At 68.8% G+C, this 22,341-nt stretch carries 20 protein-coding genes and 2 pseudogenes; 9 read left to right on the top strand and 13 right to left on the bottom strand.

Annotated features, from left to right (window positions below):
• The first annotated feature begins 84 nt into the window (after window positions 1–84).
• From J4E04_RS14975 to J4E04_RS14995, 5 genes are read left to right on the top strand one after another with little or no spacing between them, the layout of a single operon-like run.
• Window positions 85–1,326, top strand: a complete 1,242-nt coding sequence (locus J4E04_RS14975) for a sedoheptulose 7-phosphate cyclase (RefSeq protein WP_490148915.1) — start codon at window positions 85–87, stop codon at window positions 1,324–1,326.
• Window positions 1,319–2,113, top strand: coding sequence for an O-methyltransferase (locus tag J4E04_RS14980; protein ID WP_490148916.1), 795 nt, complete (start codon window positions 1,319–1,321; stop codon window positions 2,111–2,113). Before J4E04_RS14975 ends, J4E04_RS14980 begins: the two co-directional genes overlap by 8 nt.
• On the top strand, window positions 2,110–3,402 hold the full coding sequence (locus tag J4E04_RS14985) for an ATP-grasp domain-containing protein (RefSeq protein ID WP_490148917.1): 1,293 nt from the start codon (window positions 2,110–2,112) through the stop codon (window positions 3,400–3,402). The genes J4E04_RS14980 and J4E04_RS14985 overlap by 4 nt, the downstream gene beginning before the upstream one ends.
• The gene (locus tag J4E04_RS14990; RefSeq protein ID WP_308123844.1) at window positions 3,395–4,480 is read left to right on the top strand and encodes an ATP-binding protein; all 1,086 of its coding nucleotides are present in this window, start codon (window positions 3,395–3,397) and stop codon (window positions 4,478–4,480) included. Before J4E04_RS14985 ends, J4E04_RS14990 begins: the two co-directional genes overlap by 8 nt.
• Window positions 4,477–5,259 (top strand): TauD/TfdA dioxygenase family protein, encoded by a 783-nt coding sequence (locus J4E04_RS14995; RefSeq protein ID WP_490148918.1) that lies wholly within the window; start codon window positions 4,477–4,479, stop codon window positions 5,257–5,259. Before J4E04_RS14990 ends, J4E04_RS14995 begins: the two co-directional genes overlap by 4 nt.
• 137 nt (window positions 5,260–5,396) lie before the next feature.
• On the opposite strand, the pseudogene J4E04_RS15000 reads toward J4E04_RS14995, so the two are convergent.
• A pseudogene (locus J4E04_RS15000) lies at window positions 5,397–6,176 on the bottom strand (LysR family transcriptional regulator); the annotation flags it as partial.
• Between the two features lie 85 nt (window positions 6,177–6,261).
• Between J4E04_RS15000 and J4E04_RS15005 the strand changes: the two are divergent.
• Complete coding sequence (locus tag J4E04_RS15005) at window positions 6,262–7,488, top strand: MFS transporter (protein WP_222638250.1); 1,227 nt, start codon at window positions 6,262–6,264, stop codon at window positions 7,486–7,488.
• On the opposite strand, the gene J4E04_RS15010 is transcribed toward J4E04_RS15005, so the two are convergent.
• Window positions 7,476–8,282: an SDR family NAD(P)-dependent oxidoreductase gene (locus J4E04_RS15010; RefSeq protein WP_490148919.1), complete on the bottom strand. Its 807-nt coding sequence runs from the start codon at window positions 8,280–8,282 to the stop codon at window positions 7,476–7,478. The two genes, J4E04_RS15005 and J4E04_RS15010, sit on opposite strands and share 13 nt — an antisense overlap.
• 85 nt (window positions 8,283–8,367) lie before the next feature.
• On the opposite strand from J4E04_RS15010, the gene J4E04_RS15015 reads away from it, so the two are divergent.
• The gene (locus tag J4E04_RS15015; RefSeq protein WP_027504008.1) at window positions 8,368–9,096 is read left to right on the top strand and encodes a pirin family protein; all 729 of its coding nucleotides are present in this window, start codon (window positions 8,368–8,370) and stop codon (window positions 9,094–9,096) included.
• A 220-nt stretch (window positions 9,097–9,316) separates the two neighbouring features.
• The gene (locus J4E04_RS15020; RefSeq protein WP_222646116.1) at window positions 9,317–10,117 is read left to right on the top strand and encodes a HugZ family pyridoxamine 5'-phosphate oxidase; all 801 of its coding nucleotides are present in this window, start codon (window positions 9,317–9,319) and stop codon (window positions 10,115–10,117) included.
• 30 nt (window positions 10,118–10,147) lie between these two features.
• Here J4E04_RS15020 and msrA read toward each other — a convergent pair whose 3' ends face one another.
• From msrA to J4E04_RS15035, 3 genes are all read right to left on the bottom strand, one after another.
• Window positions 10,148–10,684, bottom strand: a complete 537-nt coding sequence (msrA, locus tag J4E04_RS15025; RefSeq protein WP_056447231.1) for a peptide-methionine (S)-S-oxide reductase MsrA — start codon at window positions 10,682–10,684, stop codon at window positions 10,148–10,150.
• Between the two features lie 85 nt (window positions 10,685–10,769).
• Entirely contained in the window at window positions 10,770–11,570 is an 801-nt protein-coding gene (locus tag J4E04_RS15030; RefSeq protein WP_261775855.1) for a GAF and ANTAR domain-containing protein, read from the bottom strand.
• Window positions 11,571–11,678: 108 nt separating this feature from the next.
• Window positions 11,679–12,194 (bottom strand): winged helix-turn-helix transcriptional regulator, encoded by a 516-nt coding sequence (locus J4E04_RS15035; RefSeq protein ID WP_490148920.1) that lies wholly within the window; start codon window positions 12,192–12,194, stop codon window positions 11,679–11,681.
• 80 nt (window positions 12,195–12,274) lie between these two features.
• On the opposite strand from J4E04_RS15035, the gene J4E04_RS15040 reads away from it, so the two are divergent.
• Window positions 12,275–13,648 (top strand): MFS transporter, encoded by a 1,374-nt coding sequence (locus J4E04_RS15040; RefSeq protein WP_490148921.1) that lies wholly within the window; start codon window positions 12,275–12,277, stop codon window positions 13,646–13,648.
• A 185-nt stretch (window positions 13,649–13,833) separates the two neighbouring features.
• Here the strand turns inward: J4E04_RS15040 and J4E04_RS15045 are convergent, their stop codons facing one another.
• The 8 genes and pseudogenes from J4E04_RS15045 to J4E04_RS15080 all read right to left on the bottom strand — a co-directional run bounded on the left by J4E04_RS15045 (window position 13,834) and on the right by J4E04_RS15080 (window position 22,250).
• Window positions 13,834–15,462, bottom strand: coding sequence for a dipeptide ABC transporter ATP-binding protein (locus J4E04_RS15045; RefSeq protein ID WP_490148922.1), 1,629 nt, complete (start codon window positions 15,460–15,462; stop codon window positions 13,834–13,836).
• Complete coding sequence (locus J4E04_RS15050; RefSeq protein WP_056447219.1) at window positions 15,459–16,343, bottom strand: ABC transporter permease; 885 nt, start codon at window positions 16,341–16,343, stop codon at window positions 15,459–15,461. Before J4E04_RS15050 ends, J4E04_RS15045 begins: the two co-directional genes overlap by 4 nt.
• Window positions 16,336–17,307, bottom strand: a complete 972-nt coding sequence (locus tag J4E04_RS15055; protein WP_222638255.1) for an ABC transporter permease — start codon at window positions 17,305–17,307, stop codon at window positions 16,336–16,338. Before J4E04_RS15055 ends, J4E04_RS15050 begins: the two co-directional genes overlap by 8 nt.
• Window position 17,308: 1 nt before the next feature.
• Window positions 17,309–18,934: an ABC transporter substrate-binding protein gene (locus J4E04_RS15060; RefSeq protein ID WP_490150558.1), complete on the bottom strand. Its 1,626-nt coding sequence runs from the start codon at window positions 18,932–18,934 to the stop codon at window positions 17,309–17,311.
• Between the two features lie 138 nt (window positions 18,935–19,072).
• Window positions 19,073–19,360: pseudogene (locus J4E04_RS15065) on the bottom strand (GNAT family N-acetyltransferase); the annotation flags it as partial.
• Between the two features lie 149 nt (window positions 19,361–19,509).
• Window positions 19,510–20,478, bottom strand: a complete 969-nt coding sequence (locus tag J4E04_RS15070; RefSeq protein ID WP_027504017.1) for an ABC transporter substrate-binding protein — start codon at window positions 20,476–20,478, stop codon at window positions 19,510–19,512.
• 36 nt (window positions 20,479–20,514) lie between these two features.
• The gene (locus J4E04_RS15075; RefSeq protein ID WP_490148923.1) at window positions 20,515–21,297 is read right to left on the bottom strand and encodes an amino acid ABC transporter ATP-binding protein; all 783 of its coding nucleotides are present in this window, start codon (window positions 21,295–21,297) and stop codon (window positions 20,515–20,517) included.
• On the bottom strand, window positions 21,294–22,250 hold the full coding sequence (locus J4E04_RS15080) for an amino acid ABC transporter permease (protein ID WP_490148924.1): 957 nt from the start codon (window positions 22,248–22,250) through the stop codon (window positions 21,294–21,296). Before J4E04_RS15080 ends, J4E04_RS15075 begins: the two co-directional genes overlap by 4 nt.
• Between the last annotated feature and the right edge of the window lie 91 nt (window positions 22,251–22,341).

A 22,341-nucleotide genomic window follows, 5' to 3' on the forward strand; every position in this document is an offset into this window, starting at 1 on the left:
CACCCTGTCGAGTCACATCCACGCCAACCCCGGTTCACCCGTCGAGCGCGATGCTCGCGAACCGTTTTCCTCGGGAGAGAAGTAGTGAGCAACCTCCAGGCACGTGTCACCGCAGACGATCGCACCTTCCACGTCGAGGGATACGAGAAGATCGAGTACGACCTCGTGTACGTCGACGGCGTCTTCGACACCGCGAACACCGAGCTCGCGGACAGCTACCGGCCGTACGGCCGCTGCCTGATGGTGGTGGACGACAGCGTCCTCGCGCTGTACGGCGACGCGATCCACACCTATTTCCGCCATCACGACATCGCGCTGACCATCGTCCCGGTGCAGATCCGCGAGACGGCGAAGTCGATCGAGACCTTCGAGCGGATCGTGGGCGAGTTCGATCGCTTCGGCCTGGTGCGCACCGAGCCCGTCCTGGTCGTCGGCGGCGGACTCACGACGGACGTCGCCGGCTTCGCGTGCGCCAGCTACCGCCGGAACACGCCGTACATCCGCATCCCCACGACGCTGATCGGTCTCATCGACGCCAGCGTCAGCATCAAGGTCGCCGTCAACTACGGCAAGCACAAGAACCGTCTGGGCGCGTACCACGCCTCGCAGAAGGTGTTGCTGGACTTCAGTTTCCTGGGCACCCTGCCGGAGGACCAGGTCCGCAACGGCATGGCGGAACTCATCAAGATCTCCGTCGTGGGCAATCTCGAGATCTTCGAGATGCTCGAGAAGCACGGCCCGGAGCTGCTGGCGACGCGATTCGGTCACCTCGACGGCACCGCAGAACTGCGCGAGATCGCCGACCGCCTCACCTACAAGGCGATCGCGACCATGCTGGACCTGGAAGCGCCCAACCTCCACGAGATCGACCTCGATCGCGTGATCGCTTTCGGCCACACCTGGAGTCCGACGCTCGAGCTCACCCCGCCCGCGCCGTTCTTTCACGGACACGCCATCAACATCGACATGGCGCTGTCCACCACCCTCGCGGAGCAGCGCGGCCACATCACGGCCGACGACCGCGACCGCGTGCTCGGCGTCATGAGCGGGATCGGGCTCGCGCTCGACAGCTCGTACCTGACGGCCGAGCTGCTCGCCGAGGCCACGTCGTCCATCCTCAAGACCCGAGACGGGATTCTCCGCGCGGCGGTGCCGGCGCCCATCGGGTCCTGCGAGTTCCTGAACGACGTGACCGTCGACGAGCTGTCGGACACGCTCACCCTGCACAAGAAGATCTGCCTCGAGCACGACCGCGACGGCGACGGCGTGGATATGTTCACCGCGCCGCAACCGGAGGTCGCGGTCGGTTCGTCCCACGATGAGTGATGCACGGCCGGTCACACCGACCACCATCGCCGCGGCCGAGCTGACGGAGCTGTGCCGGGACCTCGACGACCTCGGGGTCCCGGCAGCCGTTCTCGGCCGCGCTCGGCGTGCGCGTGACGTGATCGCGGGCCTCGACCCGTACCTGGACGAGTGCACCACCCCGGAATCACCCGCTCTCGCGGATCTGGCCGCACGCACCCGATCCGCGGAATGGTCCGGCAGCGCGCTCGAGCAGGAGATGCTGTCCGGCCACGTCGAGGGACGTTTCCTCGACTTCCTCGTGCGGATGACCCGCGCCACGTCGGTCCTCGAGATCGGCATGTTCACGGGGTACTCCGCTCTCGCCATGGCCGAGGCACTTCCACCCGGCGGAAGCATCGTCGCCTGTGAACTGGACGAACCCGTCGCGGCGTTCGCCCGACAGTGCTTCGACGCGTCGCCGGCAGGCGACGCGATCGAGATTCTCGTCGGTCCTGCGGCGGAGTCCCTCACCCGTCTCGCCGACGAGGGACGCCGGTTCGACCTGGTGTTCATCGACGCCGACAAGGCCGGGTACCTCGGATACCTGACGGCGCTTCTCGACTCCGAGCTGCTGACGCCGGACGCGTTGGTTGCCGTCGACAACACACTTCTGCAGGCCGAGCCGTACCTCGGTACGGCCATGTCGGACAACGGTTCCGCCATCGCGGAGTTCAATCGCGCCGTGGCGGCGGACTCCCGCGTCGAGCAGGTCCTGGTCCCGCTGCGGGACGGACTGACGCTCATCCGTCGATCGAGCGCGTCGTGACGAGCGTCGGCCGGTCCGTGGCGGTCCTCGCCGGCTCGCTCGTCACCGCCCCGCTCGACCTCGTGCCCGTCCTGGCGGCGCTCGCCCGACCGCGCACGGCACCCGGTTCGCCTGCCGCACAGCGTAGGACGGTCGTGATCAACGGCGGCAAGATGACCAAGTCGCTGCAACTCGCGAGATCGTTCCACGGCGCCGGCCACCGGGTGGTACTGGTCGAATCGGCCAAATACCGGTACACCGCGCATCGGTTCTCCCGAGCGGTGGACGTGTTCCACACCGTCCCCGAGGCGTCGGAACCCGGATATGCGCGCGCGATCGCCGACATCGTGCTGAGCGAGAGAGCGGACGTGTTCGTGCCGGTGTCGAGTCCGGCGTCCAGCGTGCCGGACGCCGAGGTCGGTCGTCTGCTCGACGGGCGGTGCGACGTCGTCCACGTCGACTCGGCCACCGTGCGCATGCTCGACGACAAGGTGCAGTTCTCGAAGGTCGCGGAGTCGCTCGGTCTGCGCGTGCCGGAATCACACCTCGTCACCGACCGTCGGCAGGTCGAGGACTTCGACTTCCCCGACGGCCGTACCTACATCCTCAAGCGCATCGCGTACAACCCGGTGGGTCGTATGGACCTCACGCCGTTGACGGGACGGGACCGCGCGGCGAATGCCGCGTTCGTCTCCGGGCTCGACATCTCGGACGAGGATCCGTGGATCATGCAGGAGTTCGTCACCGGTCAGGAGTACTGCACCCACTCGACTGTCCGCAACGGGCGCGTGCAGGTGTACGGGTGCTGCGAGTCGTCGGCGTTCCAGATCAACTACGCCATGGTGGACAAGCCCGAGATCCGGTCGTGGGTGGAGCATTTCGTCGGCGAGCTCGGGCTCACGGGCCAGGTGTCCTTCGACTTCATCGAGGCGGCGGACGGCCACGCCTACGCCATCGAGTGCAATCCGCGAACGCATTCGGCCATCACCATGTTCCACGATCACCCGGACGTGGCGGCTGCGTACCTCGACGACGGGCACCCCGTCATCACGCCGCTCCCGTCCGCCCGGCCGACCTACTGGATCTACCACGAGATCTGGCGGCTGCTCACCCAGCCTGGCCGCCTCGCCCGCGCACGCACCATCGCCACCGGGAAGGACGCGGTGTTCACGCGGTGGGATCCGTTGCCCTACTTCATGCTTCACCACCTCCACATGCCGTCGCTGATCTGGGCGAACCTTCGCGCCGGTCGCTCGTGGAGCCGCATCGACTTCAACATCGGCAAACTCGTGGAGGCCGGCGGTGACTGACGACACGGCTTTCGTCCACCCGACCGCACGGGTGACCGTGCTGCACCTCGCGGGGTCCGCCGAGGACGAGTTCCACTCGGACCTGTCGCGGGTGTACGCCTCGGACGCGCTGTCCGCGCTCGCCGATCCCGCACGGTACGAGTTCCACGTCGCACTGGTCTCGCCCGACCGCACGTGGCGCTTCCCGGTCGATCTCACCGACGACGCGGTGGCGGGGGCTCCGCCTCTGTCGCTCGCGGACGCGCTGCGTCACATCGAGGCTCTGGGTGTCGACGTCGTCGTGCCGCAGATGTTCTGCCTGCCCGGCATGACGTCCTACCGGGCGCTGGTCGACGTCGTGGGTCTCGCTCTGCTGGGCAACACCGCCGACGTGATGGCACTCGCGGCGGACAAGGCGCTGACCCGAGCGGTGGTCGCTGCGGCGGGCGTTCCGGTGCCGGAGGGCCACGTCGTCGTCGTGCCCCCGGACGCACCACGGTCAGGCACGCGGTCGCCCGTCCCGTTACCAGTGGTCGTCAAGCCGGTGGACTCCGACAACTCGGTGGGGGTGTCGCTCGCGCGCACTCCTGACGAGTACACCGACGCGCTCGCGGACGCTGCGCGGTTCTCCCGCCGGGTGCTGGTGGAGCGCTACGTCGAGTTGGGACGTGAGGTGCGCTGCGGCATCGTCGTGGTGGACGGTGAACCGGTGTGCCTGCCGCTCGAGGAGTACGCCGTGGACGCGGACGATCGTCCGATCCGCACACGCGAGGACAAGTTGTCCCGCGACGAGGACGGGGCGCTGTACCTGGTGGCCAAGAACGCCACGAAGGCGTGGATCGTCCCCGAGGACGATCCGATCACCGAGCGGATCCACGCGGTGGCCCTCGAGTGCCACCGAGCGCTGGGGTGTCGGCACTACAGCCTCTTCGACTTCCGGGTGGACCCCGACGGTCGACCGTGGTTTCTCGAGGCAGGCCTGTACTGCTCCTACGCGCGGGGCAGCGTGGTCGCGGTGATGGCTGCGGCCGCGGGAATCAGTCTCGAGGACCTGTTCGCCGCAGGACTGCGCGAACTCTCGATCGAAGGAGCACGATGATGCGACACACCACCCTCGAACCCGTCGGCGCACACGTCGAGGACGTCCGGGTGGAGGACCTCGACGCGGCGGGAATCGACGAGACACGCCGCCTCGCAGCAGATCACGGCGTCGTCGTCTTCCGGGGGCAGTCGCTCGACGACGACCGTTTCACCGAGTTCCTCCGTGCGTTCGGCGACCTCGTGTTCACCGAGGGCGAGACACCGGTCCCCGGACACCCGGATCTCAACGTCATCAGCAATGTCGGCCGGACGACGACGCCGCGCTCCACCTTCCACGTGGACACGAGCTATGTGGCACACCCACCGGCGTACACCTCGCTCCGTGCGGTCACCGTGCCGTCGGAGGGAGGACAGACCGTCTTCAGCAACCAGTACCGCGCGTGGCACACACTGCCCGACGACCTTCGCGACGAGCTCGTCGACCGCACGCTCACGCACGTCGTGACCGGTCTCGATCTCGCCGACGATGCCGAGTCGTCCGCAGTGCATCCGCTCGTGACGACCCATCCGATCAGCGGACGGCGCTCGCTCTACCTGTCGACTCCCGCGCGATGCGCGTCGATCAGCGGAATGTCGCCCGACGAGACCGCCGAGACCGTCCGGTTCCTCTACGACCACTCCACCGCCGAGGACAACGTGCACCGGCACACGTGGCAGCCGGGCGACGTCGTCTTGTGGGACAACCGGTGCGTCATGCACCGGGCCGACCACAGCGGAGTGGTGGGCGACCGGGTGATGCACCGCGGGATGGCAACCGACGGTCGCGCTCGCTCCTGAGGCCGATCGTCAGCGCGCCAGGACAGCGGCCCCTCGCCGCACCACCATGTCGCGGAAGGCGAGGGCCTGCGCCGGCAGGTGCGTGCGGGCCACACCACGCCGATGCGCCGCCGCGCCGCGGGGTCGTTCACCGCGATGTCGACCGTGGGCAGCGGGCCGGCGGGAGTGGTCGTGCGAGGGAGGACGCTGACGCCGAGGCCCGCCCCGACCAGCCCGCGCACGGTGTGGATGTCCTGCCCCTCGAAGGCGATGGTCGGGGCCATTCCCGCAGCGGCCCACAGTGTCTCGCAGAGAGAACGCATGCCGTACCCGTGTTCCATCGCCACGTACGGGTCGTCCGCCGTTTCCACGAGGTCCACCGATCGGCGGCCCGCCAGTCGGTGATCGGACGGGACGACCAACACGAGCCTCTCGTCGTACAGCCCGAAGGACGTGTCGGTGCCGTGTTCGGTGCCGAGCGCCACGAATGCGAGGTCCGCGCTCCCGTCCTCCAGTCTGTCGAGGCACCGGGCCCGCGCGCCCTGGTCGAGGGTGAACGTGACGGCGGGATGATCGGCGAGGAAGCGCTTGATGAGCAGCGGGAGCACGCCCTCGCCCACCGTGTTCTGGAAGCTGACCGAGATGCGGCCACGAGTGCGGGCGTCCTGCTCGGTCATGGCGTCGAGCCCGGCCTCGAGTTCGCGGACCGCCCGGTCGAGGAAGGGCATCAGTGCACGTCCCGCAGGCGTGAGGGCGATGCCCCGACCACGACGCTCGACGACCGCCACTCCCAACGCGGCCGAGGCGCGGGCGAGTTGCCGGCTCACCGTCGGCTGCGGGAGGCCGAGGACGTGCGCCGCCTCGGTGATGTGTTCGGTCTCCGCCACGGCGAGCAGTGTCGGGATCAGAGGCAGGAGTGCCTCGGCTTCCTCACGCATGAATCGAACGATACGTCACGATCATGACTGTGCGAGATGCAATGCATTGGACGAATAGGTCGCGTCCGGCCTACCGTCGGATCCCGTGACCATCGACGAGGCGACCGACACCGACTGGGACGGACACACCCGTGGGTCCCGCGAGTACCGCAGGCTCGTCGCCGGGCTGCTTCTCGCCGGTGTCGCCACTTTCGCCCAGCTGTACTCCGTCCAGGGCATCCTCCCGCTCATCGCCTCGAACCTCTCGATCACGCCGTCGCAGTCCTCGCTCGCGGTGGGCTGCGCCACGGTCGGCGTCGCGGTCGCCGTACTGCCGTGGTCCGTGGTGGCCGACCGCGTCGGCCGGGTGCGTGCCATGAGCATCTCGATCGTCACGGCCACCGTCCTGGGCCTCGTCGTCCCGCTCTCCACGTCGTTGCCGATGCTGCTGACGGTGCGGTTCGTGGAGGGCGCCGCCCTCGGCGGGCTGCCGGCCATCGCGATCGCCTACCTCAGCGAGGAGGTGCACCGCCGGAACACCGCGGTGGCCGCGGCCACCTACGTCTCGGGCACCACGCTGGGCGGGCTGCTCGGCCGCATCGTCGCCGGACCCGTCGCCGAGTACACGAACTGGCGCATCGGAACACTGACGGTCTCGATCATCGCCGCCGTGGCCGCGATCGCCTTCCTGCGCCTCGCCCCCGCACCGCGGCGCGCGCTCCCTGCGCGGGATGGCGGCCCGGGGCTGGGGAAACGCGTCACCACACACCTCCGGGACCCCGGCATGCGCGCGCTGTTCGGGCAGGCGTTCCTGCTCATGGGCGGCTTCGTCACCGTCTACAACTATCTGGGCTTCCGCCTCGAGGCAGCCCCGTTCGGACTCCCCCAGTCGCTGATCAGCCTCATCTTCATCGCCTATCTCAGCGGAACCGTCTCGTCTCGCGTCGCCGGACAGCTGGCCGGCCGGTTCGGACGCTCCGCGGTGCTCGCCGGGTCGACGGGCGTCATGATCGCCGGGGTCGCCCTGACGATCGCGCACTCGCTGATCGTCGTACTCCTCGGCCTGGTGGTGTTCACGATGGGATTCTTCGCCGCGCACGCCATCGCGTCCGGATGGACCGGGCATCGCGCGACGGACGGTCGCGCTCAGGCGGCGTCGCTCTACAACCTGTTCTACTACGGCGGTTCGAGCATCGTCGGCTGGACGGGCGGCGTCGTGTATCAGGCCTACGGCTGGTCGGCCATGGCCGCGTTCGTCATCGCACTGGCCGTCGTCGCCGCTCTGTGGGCACTGGTCCTGCGGTCGCCCGGCGCCGAGGCTCAGTCGGCGTAGTCGCCGGGGTCCAGGATGTCGTTCATGTCGCGACGGACGAGCCGGACCATGAGCGGGAGCGGCAGGAACCGGGCCCCGAAGGCGACCTGGCGCGACCGGTGTCCGGTGACGATGCGCATCCGTCCGGACTCGACGTCCCGCACCACGCGCTCGGCCACCGCCTCGGGCGAGGTGGCGTAGTACTTCGCTGCGAACTGCTGGGATCCCTCGGCCCGCGAGATGTTGGTCGCCACGCCGCCCGGATGGACCAGGTGGACCGAGACGGTGGACCCGGCGAGTTCGGTCGCGAGGGCCTCGGTGAATCCCCGCACCGCGAACTTGCTGGCGCAGTAGTCGGTGTGGTTCGGCGTCCCCTGCAGTCCGAAGATGGAGGACACGTTCACCAGCGCAGCCGCCGGCCGCGACATCAGCTGCGGCAGGAAGGCGCGCGTCCCGTGCACCACCCCACCGAGATTGACCGCCATCACCCGGTCGTAGGACGCGTCGTCGAGATGCCAGGCGGGCCGGAAACCGCCCTCGATGCCGGCGTTGTTGACGACGACGGTCGCCGGGCCCACCTCCCGGGCGACGCGGGCGGCGAAGGCCGCGACGGCGTCGCGATCGGCCACGTCGTACACCTCGGTGAGCACCGTGCCGCCAGAGGGCAGGCTCGTCACCGTCTCCGCGAGGGCGTTGCCGTCGATGTCGCCGAGCGCGAGGACCGCCCCGCGTGCGGCGTAGGCCGCCGCGTACCCGCGGCCCATGCCGGATCCGGCTCCGGTGATCACCACCACCTTGCCTGCGAGGTCCGCCAACGGTCTCCGTCGTCCCACCATCATCTGATGATAGCTGTCATCACATCGCGTCGGAGTGTCGATGTGCCCGGGTACTGTGCGTGTCATGCCCGACGTCGTCGTACCCGCTGCCGATCGAATCCACTGGCGCAACGAGTGGCTGGACTCCTGGCAGTCCTTCCCCGTGGCGGGCAACTTCGATCTCGCCGCGAATGCGCACGGGTTGCTGCTCGTCCACAACGACGACACCGTCGACGCGGGCGAGGGATTCGACAGCCACCAGCACGCCGACGTCGAGATCGTGACCTGGGTGCTGGACGGATCACTGGTGCACCGTGACTCGCTCGGGAACGAGGGGACCATCACGCCCGGGTTGGCGCAGCGGATGAGTGCGGGCTCCGGCGTCGTCCACTCCGAGCGGAACGGGGCCGGATATTCCGCCGGGACACCGCTGCGGGTCGTCCAGATGTGGCTTCCGCCGGACGAGAACGGGCGGCCGCCCGGGTACGAGGAGTACGCGGCGGCAGGCGAACTGGCCTCCGGCCGCCTGGTCACGGTCGCGTCGGGACTCGACCGTGACCGCGGTGGCACGGCCGTCGGACTGGGCCAGAGCAAGGCGGCGCTCCACGTGGCGCGGCTGCGGCCGGGCACGCCCGTCACCCTCCCCACCGCGCCGTTCCTCCACCTCTTCGTCGCGCGCGGCACCGTCGAGATCGACGGCATCGGAACACTCGGTCCCGGTGACGCGCTCCGCGGTACCGACACCGGCGGACATGTCGTCCACACGACGTCGTCGGCCGAGATCCTGGTGTGGGAGATGCACGCTCATGCGTGAGTGTTTGCGGCCACACGGCCGGGGGTAGAGATCTGTCCACACGGGTCGCGATGTGGACGTACCCGCCCGGAAGACGGAGAACGAGATGGCCAACGTCGTCATGCTGCTGATGTTCATGGTGGTCGGTGTCGGTTCGGGCGCTGCCCTCCTGCTGCGACCGCCCGTCCGCTAGGGCATTCCGGCGCCACCGGTCGGCGCCGGGCGCCGGTAGTGTTCGCCCATGGCCACTCTCGATCACGGCGACCCCGGCGACGCCCCGTCGATGCCGACGCCCATCGCTCCCGTCACCCACCCTCGCCGGCCGTCCGCGGCCGAGGAGGCGCGCACGGTGGCCGCGTCGACCAACACGGCCACGCTCGCGAGCCTCTCGGCCGACGGACATCCGTGGGCGTCCTACGTGACGTACGGCCTCCTGGGCGGGAACCCCGTGCTCTGTGTCTCCCACATGGCGGAGCACGGTCGCAATCTCGCGGCGGATCCACGGGTGAGTCTGTCCGTCGTCGCTCCGGGCGAGAACAGTGATCCGCTCGCGAGCGGACGTATCACGCTGGCGGGCACCGTGCTTCGGCCGTCGGGCTCGGACGTCGAGGCTGCACGGGAGGCGCACCTGACGGCCGTCCCGGCGGCGCGGTACTACATCGACTACAGCGACTTCACCGTCTGGATCCTGTCGGTGGACCGAGTCAGATGGGTGGGCGGCTACGGCCGCATGGACTCGGCCACGGCGGCGGACTACGCAGCCGCCGTACCGGATCCGGTACGGCCGGTGAGCGGGCCCGCGGTGGAGCACCTGAACGACGACCACGCGGACGCACTCACCGCGATGACCGCGGCATTCGGCGGATTCCCCGATGCGACGTCCGCTGTGTGCACCGGCGCCGACCGCTACGGACTCGACATCACGGTCACCACTCCGAGAGGCGTGTCCTACACGCGAGTCGGCTACACGTCGCCGTTGGCGTCACTCGACGATCTCCGTGCCGCGACGATCGAGCTGACGAGAAACGCCCGCCGCCCCTGAGGGGACGACGGGCGTCGACTGTCGAACGGCTCAGCTGACCGCAGCGTTCCGGCGCGGCAACTTCCAGTCGGGGCGGACCCAGTGGCAGGTGTATCCGTTGGGGATCCGCTGCAGGTAGTCCTGATGTTCGGGCTCGGCCTCCCAGAACTCGCTCGCCGCGGTGACCTCGGTGACCACCTTTCCGGGCCAGATACCGGACGCGTCGACGTCGGCGATCGTGTCCAGCGCGACGCGCTTCTGCTCGTCGGAGGTGTAGAAGATCGCCGAGCGGTAGCTCACTCCGCGGTCGTTGCCCTGACGGTTCTTCGTCGACGGGTCGTGAATCTGGAAGAAGAACTCCAGGATGTCGCGGTAGGTCGTCCGGGTCGGGTCGAACACGATCTCGACCGCCTCGGCGTGCGTGCCGTGGTTCCGGTACGTCGCGTTCGGCACGTCTCCGCCCGAGTACCCGACGCGCGTGGAGAGCACGCCTGGCTGCTTGCGGATCAGTTCCTCGACACCCCAGAAGCATCCACCCGCCAGGATGGCCGTCTCGGTCGTGGAACCTGCCTGTGTGCTGTCCGCCATGGTGTCTCCTCTTGTCGCAGTAACACTCTGTTCCGACAACGTCCGCGCGCACCGCGTTGTTCCGACGGGCAGTTCCGGCGGGCCGTCACGCGACGGGCGGAACCTCGACGGACCTCGTGGGATGCGACTCCTCGATCAGAGACAGCGCGACCTCCCGCAGCGGGCGGTTCTCGGACTGGGAGATGTGGGCAAGCATCGTGAAGGCCTGCACGGCATCGACGTCGAATCGCTCCATGAGGATCCCCTTGGCCTGGCCGATGATGTCGCGACTCGCGAGGCCGTCCCGGAAGTTCTGGTCGTCGCGGGCACTGAGCAGCGCCACCGCGCCGTGGGCGGCGAGCGCGGATCCGACCATCTGAGCATCGGCGTCGAAGGCGTCGGCAGTCCTGCTGAACAGCAGCAACACGCCGAGATCACGCGCCGACGGATCGGTGTAGAGGCGGAACGCCGCCATCGACTCGATTCCCCTGTCGCGTGCGGCCGCGGCGAAGGAGGGCCACCGCCGCTCGCTGCCGAGATTCTCGGCCACGACGGTGTCGATCTGCCAGATCTCGTTCTCGGTGGGCCCCTCACCCAGTTCGAACTGCACACGGCAGAGATCGGCGGCGACGTCGTCGGTGCGGGCGTGGATGGTGCGCCGCGCACCGGTCATCACGGTGACGCACGCATGGTCGACGCCGGGCATGAGCTGCGTGGCCGACCGCACCAGGGCTGTCAGCGTGTCGTCCACCGATCGACGGGTTCCGCGGAGAGTGCGGGCCATCTCGGCGATGCTGCCGAGCGCAGACGCCTGCTGATCGACGGAGGTGTCCTCGTCGATGGTGCGGACGAGATCGCCGCGATCGCCGTACGGCACCGTCATGTGTTCCCCACTCTCGACGCCCATGACAACCGACCGTGTCGCGGACCTGTGTTTCCGACCCGGTCCAGAATAGAGCGAGGCCAGGGGGCCGTCGCGCGACCGCCCCCCTTCACCTCGCGCCGGGTGTCGCCGTCACCTGATCGGCTCGAGCAACCGACGAGGTGCGCGGAGCGCGCGGGACACGGTGTTCGGCCGCGGGGTCGCGGTCACACCCGGCCCCGGCGACATGACGACCCGACCGGCAGCGGGCACGGTCCCGCACTGCGGGCAGCTGCCGTGATCGTCGAGCTCACCGCCGCACGGTTCGTGTCGGAACACCCGACGGGGGCCGTCCTGCGCGGGCACTGCTCGTTCACCCCACACCGTCAGCGCGTGCAGCGCGGGCCACAGGTCGACGAGGATCTCGGTGGGACGATATTCCTCACGCCCACCGACACGTTCCCTGCTCAGCAACCCGTGGTCCACCATGGCCGACAGGCGCTGCGACAGCACTGCCTTCGACATGCCGAGGTGGTGCTGGAAGTCGGAGAACCGGCGTACACCGAACAGGGAGTCCCGCACGACGAGCAGTGTCCACCGCTCCCCCACGATCTCCAGGGCGCGAGCGAGCGAGCAGTCCTGCGCGGCGTAATCCGTTCCCATCGCCATGGCCCGAGCCTACCTCGAACGGTCTGTTGACCGAACCATATCGGCGGGTTACGGTTCGCTCACCGAACCGAAGGACGGGCATGACTCAGCAGCGATCCGCACCACCTCTCGCCCGTCCCCTGCCCGTCGCGGCGTTCGGGACCCTCCTCGCCCTGGCTGCGTTCACGTTTCCCCTGGCGACCATCGGCAGCACCGCCGCGACGCTCGGGAGCGACGCGTCGGGCAGAACCTGGATCCTGAGCTCGATGAGCATCGGCCTCAGTGCCGCGTTGCTGGTGTCCGGCGCACTCGCCGACGACATCGGCCGTCGGCGCACCTTCGTTCTCGGTCTCGTCGTCCTCGCCCTCGCGTCCGCTGTGTGCGCGGCCGCTCCGTCCACGCTCGTGTTCGTCCTCGCCCGCGTGGTCCAGGGCGTCGGGGCGGGCGCGGTGCTGGCGTCGAGTCTCGGCGTCATCGCGCACGCCTTCGAACCCGGCCCGCTGCGCGCCCGTGCCAGCGGCATCTGGGGCGCGGCCGTCGGCGCGGGCATCACCCTCGGGCCCCTGCTGTCCGCGACCTCGGATCGTCTCGCCACGTGGCGCGAGGGGTACTGGCTGCTCACCGCGCTGACACTCGTCGCCGCGGTCGTCGCAGGGCGCCTCCTCGCCGAATCCCGCACGGAGACACCGCGCGGGCTGGACCTGATCGGCGCCGTCGCCCTGTCCGGGGGTCTGTCGGCCCTCCTCGCCGCGCTCGTCGAGGGCCGTGCCGGGTGGACGCGACCCCTACCCCTCGTCCTGCTCGCCGTGGCCGCGCTGTTGCTCGCGGGTTTCGTTCTGCACGAACGCCGGACCGCCTCGCCCATGCTCGATCTCACGCTGCTGCGCCAACCCGCCTTCCTCGCCGCCACCGTCGCCGCACTCGCCACCGGAGCCGGGGTGATCGCGCTGATGTCGTACATGGCCGGATTCGTCGGCGCCGCATTCGGTCTGGACGCACTCCACAGCGCCCTCCTGCTCTTCGGCTGGTCCGCGACGAGCGTGACCACCGCCCTGCTCGCGCGGCGCATACCCGCGTCCGTCTCCGGCCGAACGCAACTGGCCCTGGGCCTCGTCGGTGTCGCCGTCGGGACGGGGCTGTTACTCGGACTGTCCGAGACGTCGTCGCCCCTGCGCCTCGTGCCGGGTCTCGTCCTGGCCGGTGCCGCGACAGGAATAGTCAACGCCGCCCTCGGCCGCGAGGCCGTCGCGAGCGTCCCTGCCGGGCGCGCCGCCATGGGAAGCGGGGCGAACAACACCGCGCGCTACCTCGGCTCGGCGATCGGCGTGACCGTGGTGTCGGTGGTGGTCCTGTCGGCCGGCACCGCGCCGTCCGCGGTGTTCGACGGCTGGAACCACGCCGTGATCGTCGTCATCGCGATCACCGCGCTGGGGGCCGCGGTCGTCGCGGCGACCCGGCCGAGAGCCGTACGCTGACCGCGTCGTCGCGCGCCCTCAGAACGAGGTGCGCACCGCGGCCTCGACGCAGCCGGCGGCAGACTCGTCGCTCCAGTCGGACACCCAGTGACGGATCGAATCGATGATCGAGTTCCAGGTCATGGCCCGACGCTAGAGCCGCGCGGCGCGCGGAGACACAGTTCTGCTCGGCGTGATCGGAAAGGTCACGACGGTCGTGCGTCGACTCCCGTTCCCGGAACGGCGTTGCGCAGTTCCCTGGTGTACTCGTGCTGCGGTCGATCGAACACGTCCTCCGCCGACCCGGACTCGACCACTCGCCCGTTGCGCATCACCAGCACCGTGTCGCTGATCTGCCGCACGACCGCGAGATCGTGGGAGATGAACAGATAGCTCAGATCCAGCTCGTCCTGCAGCCGAGTGAGGAGTTCGAGAATCTGCGCCTGCACCGAGACGTCCAGTGCGGACACCGGTTCGTCGAGCACGAGCAGCTCCGGGTGGAGAGCCAGCGCGCGGGCGATGGCGACCCGCTGGCGCTGCCCACCGGACAGCTCGGCGGGGCGCCTGTCGAGGTACTCCGGCGCCAGGGCGACCTGCTCGAGCAGTTCGGCCACCCGGGCGGGACGCGTGGAGCGTGATCCGAGCCCGAACGCGACGAGCGGTTCCGCCACGATGTCCCGCACGCGCAGTGCGGGATTCAGCGATGCGTACGGATTCTGATACACGATCTGGAAGCGTCGCCTGAGGGTGCGCAACTCCCTGCCGCGTGCGGACGTGATGTCGTCGCCGTCAAAGACGACCGACCCCGCCGACGGGTTCTCGAGCCGTAGGGCGATGCGAGCGGTGGTGGACTTTCCCGAGCCGCTCTCCCCGACGATCGACACCGTCCGTCCGCGCTCGACGTCGAGCGACACCCCGTCCACCGCCGTCAGGTTCTGCCCACGACCGATGCGGAACGTCTTGGACACGTGTCTCAGCGACAACAGGACCGGCTGCGCCTCGCGCGTCGCACGCGGCAGCCGTACCGACGTCAGAGACGGCGCGGACGCGATCAGGCTTCTCGTGTAGTCGGCGGTCGGGTTCTCCAACACCTCTCGCGCCGGCCCGATCTCGACGATCTCACCGTCACGCATGACGGCGATCCGATCGGCGCGGTCGGCCGCGACCCCGAGGTCGTGCGTGATCAGCAGTACCGAGGTGCCGTGCTCGGCGATCCGATCCGCGAGGTGGTCGAGAATGCGGCGCTGCACGGTCACGTCCAGAGCGCTGGTCGGCTCGTCGGCGATCACCAGCTCCGGCTCGCACGCCAGCGCGACACCGATGAGCACGCGCTGACGCTGCCCGCCGGACAGGTCTTGCGGATACTGCCGAGCACGGAGCTCCGGATTGTCGATCCCCGCCTCGTCGAGTATCTGCACGGCCGCCGCCGCGGCGCTGCGCCGGTCGGCCCGGCCGTGGATGCGGAGCACCTCTGCGACCTGCTCCCCCACTCGCTTCACGGGATTGAGCGACGTGGTCGGGTCCTGCGGCACCAGACCGATGTGCGCACCGCGAAGCTTCTCCCACCGACGGTGTCCCGCGTCGTCGACACGGTCACCGTCGAACGTGACGGTGCCCCCGGTGACGGTGCCCGATCCGGCGAGGAGACCGATGATCGCCTGGGCCGTGGTCGTCTTGCCGCTGCCGGACTCGCCGACCAGGGCGAGCACCTCACCCCGCGCGATCTCGAAGTCGACACCCCGCACTGCCTCTGTCGCCCCGTACGACACGCGCAGACCGTCGACCCTGAGCAGGCTCGTCCGGGTCGTTCCGCCGGCTCCACTCCTGCTGCTCATGCTCGATCACCCCGATCCAGCGCGTGGCCCACTCTGTGCGCCGACAGCACGACCGCCACGATGACGAGACCGGGCAGCGTGGTGAGCCACCAGGAGGTGGCGAGGAAGTTGCGCCCCTCCGACACGAGCGAACCCCACTCCGGTGTGGGCGGTACCGCTCCGAAACCGAGGAAACTGAGCGACGACACCGCGAGCACGGCCATGCCGAACTGCACTGCCGCCAGGGCGATCACGGGTGGGTACGCGTTCCGGAGAATGTGGGTCCACAGCACGGTGTGCCATCGCGAACCCGACGCGAAGGCGGCCTCCACGTACAGCGACCGCCTTACGCGCAGCACCTCGGACCGCATCACGCGCGCGAAGCTCGCGACGAGGGTGACACCGACCGCGATCGCGACGTTCACGGTTCCGAAACCGAGAGCGGTGACCAGGGCCAGGGCCAGCAGCAGAGTCGGGATGGACAACAGCACGTCGACGAGACGCATGAGCACCGCGTCGACGGTTCCGCCGACAGCGCCTCCGATCAGGCCGAGAATCGATCCCGCCACGAGCGCGATGGCCACGGCCATCAGCGTCGCGCTGAGCGACAACCCGGCACCGTGCACGACCCGGGTCCAGACGTCGCGGCCGATGTTGTCGGTGCCGAACCAGTGAGCGGCGCTGGGTCCCTGCAACTTCTCCGCCGGGACGCCGCGCAAGGGATCCCCACTGGCGAACAGAGACGGGACGACGGCGAACCCGACGGCGACGATCAGGACGGCCACCGACACCGCCACGCCGATCCTGCCGCCGACGGCCCGCGGGGTCACTCGCCGTCGACGGGACGTCGGCTCGGGCGAGACGTTCGCGTGGACCGTCTCTCGTACCAGGACGTCAGACATGGGCCGGCTCCTTCGTGGGTCGGGTGGTGCGCTGGACGATCCGGGGATCGATCAGGGGGTACACGATGTCCACGGCCAGCGTGACGACCACGAACACCAGCGACGTGAGGACCACGATTCCCTGCACCACCGGGATGTCCTGCGCGAGAACCGATGTCTGCGTCAGTCGGCCCACGCCGGCCCGGGAGAACACGGTCTCGACGACCACCGAACCGGCCAACAGTTCGCCGACGAGGACGCCGGCGATGGTGAACGCCGGCACGCTGGCCAGGCGCAGCACGTGGCGAGTCTGGATCCGCCACCGGGACGCACCCTTCGCCTCGGCCGCGGTGGTGAACGGTTGCCGCCACGTCGTGGTCAGGCTGGTCGCGAGCACCTGCGCGATGACGGCCCCGGTCGGTACCGCCAGCGTGATCGCCGGCAGCACCAGCGATCCGAACCCGCGGTCGCCGAACGCCGGGAAGATCGGCAGCCCGAACGAGAACACCTGCAGGAGCAGAAGTCCCACCCAGAACGTCGGCACCGCGACGCCCAGCGGAGGGAGGGAGAGCAGCGCGGTACGCAACCATCGTGCGCGGGTGTAGGTAGCGAGGAAGGCGAGCCCCCCACCGACACCGACGGCGAGCATCAGCGCGAGACCGGCCAGGGCGAGGGTGCTCGGAACGGCGCCCAGGATCGCGGTGGTCACCGGCTGACCCGTGGAGATGGACGTGCCGAAGTCACCGCGGATCGCGCTGGTGAGCGATGTCCAGTACTGCTCGAGGACAGGCTTGTCCAGTCCGTACCGGGCCTGCAGCTCGGCGACCGCGGCCGCGTCCACCGGGGTGCCACTGCCGCCGCCGGAATCGACCGCGATGCTCACCGGATCGGAGGGCAGCAGGAACAGCACCACGAAGGAGATGGTGAACGCGGCCCACAGGACACCGATCGCCTGCAGGACGCGCAGGCCGAGGTAGCGAAGCATGTCAGCTCCTGCTCAACCAGGTGTCGAAGAACTGCAGCCGAGCAGACGCGTCGAACCTCTGGTCCTGCACCGCCGAGCTCGCGCCGACCGCCTGCGACAGTTCGACGGTCGGGATCCACAGTCCGTTGTCGAGCACCTGCTGCTGTGCGTTCGCCAGGTACTCGCCGCGCTGCGTCGTGTCCGTCGTGCGCAGCTGATCGGTCAACGAGGCATCCAGATCGGCGATCGGGCCACGCTGGTTGAGATTTCGGCCGTCCGCCGCGAACGACGTCCGCAGGATGTCGCCGTCGGCACGCGTGCTGTTGTAGTACGTCGCGTCGAAGTCACCGGCGTTCTGTCGTGCGATCGACTCGGGCACGGACGTCAGCTCGAGCCGGGCATCGACACCGACGTCCCGCAACTGCTGCTGCAGCAACTCGAGAATTGCCTGGTTGCCCGCCAACACGGCGCTGAACAGGATCGAGAAGCTGAGCCGCTGACCGTCCTTCTCGCGGATCCCGTCCGCGGCCGGTACCCAACCCGCACGGTCGAGCACGGTCCGCGCCGCGTCGGCGTCGAAGGTCACGTCGGGCAACGACACGTAGCCGGGCGTCCTGCTCGCGAGAGTGCTGGTCGCCGGCAGGAAGTTCGGGCCGAGGACGGTGTCGACCAACTGCTGACGGTCGATCGCGGGGACGAGTGCGCGGCGCACGTCCGGGTCGGCCAGTACGCCTCGCGAGACATTGGGCGCGATACCGAAGGGTGTTCCGGGATTCGACGTCGTCAGCACTCGACCGCCGGTCGCCTCGATGGTCGGTGCGTCCTGCGGGAGCGCGTCGCTGACGGCGTCGAGCTGACCCGACGACAGGCTTCCGGTCCGGACGCCCGATTCCGGCACCACCGTGAACTCGATGCCGTCCAGGTAGGCCTCACCGGTGTGACCGAACGCCGGCGAACCCCAGGAGTAGCCGGCTCGCCTGGCCACACTCACCGATCGATCCTGCTGGTAGTCGGTGTACGTGAACGCGCCACTGCCGATGTTTCCGCCCTGGCAGCGCTCCTCGGCGGACAGCGACGTGGTGGCATCGGCCTGCAGTCCCAGCTGTGAGGTCGCCGATGCCTGCAGGAACTGCGCATTGGGCGACGAGAAGGTCACCTGCGCGGTCCGCGGGTCGACCACGGTCGTCCCGACGTATCCCGCGAGATAGCTGGCGGCGAGCGGCGCCTTCGCCGCCCCGAGCGTGCCCACGATGGCGTCGAAGTTGTTCTTGACCGACTGCGCGGTGACCGGTGTGCCGTCGCTGAACGACACCCCGTCCTTCAGTGTGAACGTGAACGACGTCGCATCCGCGTCGGTCTCCCACTTCTCGGCGAGCCACGGCACGATCTCGCCAGTGTCGGGATCCTGATCGGTGAGTGAATCGACCACGGCGCGCGTGACGTAGATCGTCTGGTTGGTCCCTGCCTGCGCGGGATCCGAGCACGTCGGCGCTGTGGAGAGTCCGTAGTTCAGGGTGCCTCCCGGCTGAGCGGGGCCGGCGTCGGCGCCCGCCGAACCAGCAGCGCCGCCGCAGGCGGTGAGTGCCGTGGTCAGGGCGACGAGGCCGATCGCGGCCCTGACGGCGGGTGTCCGTTGATGGCGGTCGATCACTGGGTCAACTCCATAATGTGTGTGTGCAGGGAGGAAGAACGTGGGTCGGTCGGTGGGTCGAGTCGTCTTCCGGAACGCACGGGGCACGCCCTCGGCCGGCGGGGCCGCCGGGTCGAACAGCGGTGTGTACCCCGCCGCCAGATACAGGCCGACAGCCTCCGGTCGGCGCCACCCGGTGGTGAGGTGGATGCTCTCGTAGCCTCGGGCCGCGATCTCCGATTCCAGTTCGGCGAGAACGCGCCGAGCGAGTCCTCGTCGGCAGTGCGATGCGGACGTCCAGATGCGCTTCAGTTCGGCGGTCTGCTCGTCGTGACGCCGAAACACGCCGCCGGCAACAGGTTCACCGTTCTCGAGGAGCATGATCAGCCCGCCGTGCGGCGGCGCGAACTCCTCTGCCGGATGGGTGGACAGAGCCGAGTACATCTGGTCGGCGGTCCCGCCGTAGCGGGTGCTGTACTCGATCGCCAGCGCCGCGAGCAGGGGTCGTGCCAGCGGATCGCCCTGGTCGACTCGCGCGACCTCGAGCTGCGGGCGATCGCTGCCGGCCACGGGGGCTCCTTGTCGGACCGAGGTCACTTCTTCGGGAGCCCGGGTGGATTGATCTCCGAGGCCGACACGGCCTCGCCGCCGAGCCCCCACTTGTCCAGCACCTGCTGGTAGGTCCCGTTCTCGATGGTGTGATCGATGGCGTCCGCGAACGCCTCGGCGAGCCCGCTGTCCTTTTTAACCAGGACGGCGATCTCACCCTGGAGCGCCTCGCCCGCACCGGAGAAGGTGCCGATGATCTTCGACTCCCCTGTGCTCGACGAGTGGTACTGCGCGGACGGATTGGGTCCGAGGTACCCGTCGATGCGCTTCGAGGACAGGGCGAGGTAGTAGTCGGCGGCGTTCTGGTAGTAGACGATCTCGGCGGGCGCAATGCCCTCCGCCCCGTTCTGCGTGTTCCAGTCGACGAGCAGTTGTTCCTGGTTGGTACCGGACGAGACACCGATCTTCTTGCCGGCGATGTCCTTGCGGTCGGTGAACGTCCAGTCGGAGTCCGTCGGAACCTCGAGGGCGACGTTGTCGAGGCGGTAGGTGGCGAAGTCGTACTTCTCCTTGCGCTCCTCCGTGACCGTCACGTTCGAGATGAAGGCGTCGTTCTCGCCCGAATCGATCTTGACGAAGTTCTGGGCCCAGTCCGCGGTCCGGCGGTCGACCGAGAGACCGAGGACGTCGGCGAAGAGGCTCGCGAGATCGATCTCGGATCCGACGACGGTGGTGTCGTCGGTGGCATAGAAGCCGAGAGGCGGAGTGGCACCCGCTGTTCCGGTGACGACGAGGGTTCCGCGATCACGGATTGCCTGCGGCACCTTCGCCGCGATGTCGTCCACCTTCTCGGTGTGGATGCGCCCGGACTGCTCGGGCGAGAGATCATAGGAGACACCGGCTTCGGACACCACGGTGTTCTCGGCTGCGGGTTCGCCGCACGCGGACGCGACGAGCGCGAGGACGGCGACGGAGGACAGGACCGACGCGAGGCGACGGGACGATCGAGACATGGGAGAGGTCACTTTCGGGAGAGGTGTGCGTGGGAATCAGAGAACCCGGGAGAGGAATTCTCGAGTGCGACTGTGGGTCGGGGTGTCGAACACCTCTACAGGAGAACCCTGTTCGAGGACGACGCCGCCGTCCATGAACACCACGGTGTCGGCGACCTCGCGTGCGAAGCCGACCTCGTGCGTGACGATGACGAGCGTCGCGCCGTCTGCGGCGAGACCGCGGATGACATCGAGCACCTCGCCCACCAGCTCGGGATCGAGTGCCGACGTGGGTTCGTCGAACAGGATCACCTTCGGGCGCAGCGCCAGCGCCCGGGCGATCGCGACGCGTTGCTGTTGTCCGCCGGACAACCGCCGCGGGTAGTCGTGCGCCTTGTCAGCGACACCGACCCGCGACAGGAGTGCGAGAGCCTCGGGTTCCACCTCCGACCGCGGACGTCGCTGTGCGGACACGGGTGCCTCGACCACGTTCTCGAGCACCGTGAGGTGCGGGAACAGGGTGAAGTTCTGGAAGACGAAGCCGATCTGCGAGCGCTGGCGCCGGATCTCCTTCTGTGTCAGTTCGTGCAGTTTCCGGCCTCTGCGGCGGTATCCCACGAGGGCACCGTCCACTCGGACGGATCCGGCGTCGACCTTCTCGAGGTGGTTCACCGTGCGCAGCAGAGTGGACTTGCCCGACCCGGAGGGTCCGAGAATGGCCGTGACCTCCCCCGGCCGCACGGCCAGGTCCACGCCTTTCAGGACCTCGAGGGCACCGTAGGACTTGTGCACTCCCCGTACCTCGACCGCATACCGCGCAGTCTCGATCTCGGCGGTCATCGAGTTGCTCCCCTCGGTGACAGCGGCAGCGCGGCGATGCGCGAACGCAACTTCTGGATCGGCGTGAGCGGCACCGTGCGCAGTGCACCCTTGGAGTAGTGCCGCTCGACGTAGAACTGCACCACGGACAGGACGGACGTCAGAATCACGTACCAGACCGTCGCGACCATGAGCATCGGGACGACACGGCCGGTCCGTCCGTAGATCACCTGGACCTGATAGAACAGCTCGGCGATGGCCATGACCGAGACGATCGAGGTGCCCTTGAAGAGACTGATCACCTCGTTGGCCGCGTTGGGGAGGATTCCCCTCATGGCCTGCGGCAGCACGATCGCGAAGAATTCGCGTCGCTTCGGGATCCCCAGCGCCGCAGCGGCTTCGAGCTGCCCCTGATCGACCGAGATGATGCCGGCGCGCACGATCTCCGCCGAGTACGCCGCCTGATGCAGGGCCAGACCGATGATCGCCGCAGTGGACCCGCTGATGACACTGTTGACGTCGAACTCGACGAAGCTCGGTCCGAACGGAATGCCCAGGGACAAACGCTGATACAGGTAGGCGATGTTGAACCAGAACAGCAGTTGCACGATCAGCGGGATCGACCGGAACGCCCAGATGTAGAACCAGGAGATGATCTGCAGGACCGGGTTCTGCGACAACCGCGCCGCCGCGAGAGCGATGCCGAGTGCGAACCCGATGAGGGTGCCCCAGAAGGTCAGCTGGATCGTGAGCCACAGAGCAGTGAAGACGGACCGCGCCGTGAAGTACTGAGCGAAGGTGCCCCAGTCCCAGCCGGCGTTGGTCACCAGCCCGTGGACGAACTGTGCGAGAAGGACCAGGGTCGCGACGGCGATGATCCACCGCCACGGGTGCACCGTGCGTGCGACGACGAGGTCGTGATCCGAGACGTCATCGGCGTCGGTGGCGACCGGTCGATCGTGGAGTTGAGTCACCGGCTGCACCGGTGCGTGAGGGCAGCGAACATCGCTGTGCCTTTCGAGAGGACGAAGTGAGGGACCTGGTCAGCGCCGCGTACAGGCGCAG

Source organism: Rhodococcus sp. NFXS4 (genome assembly GCF_058139645.1).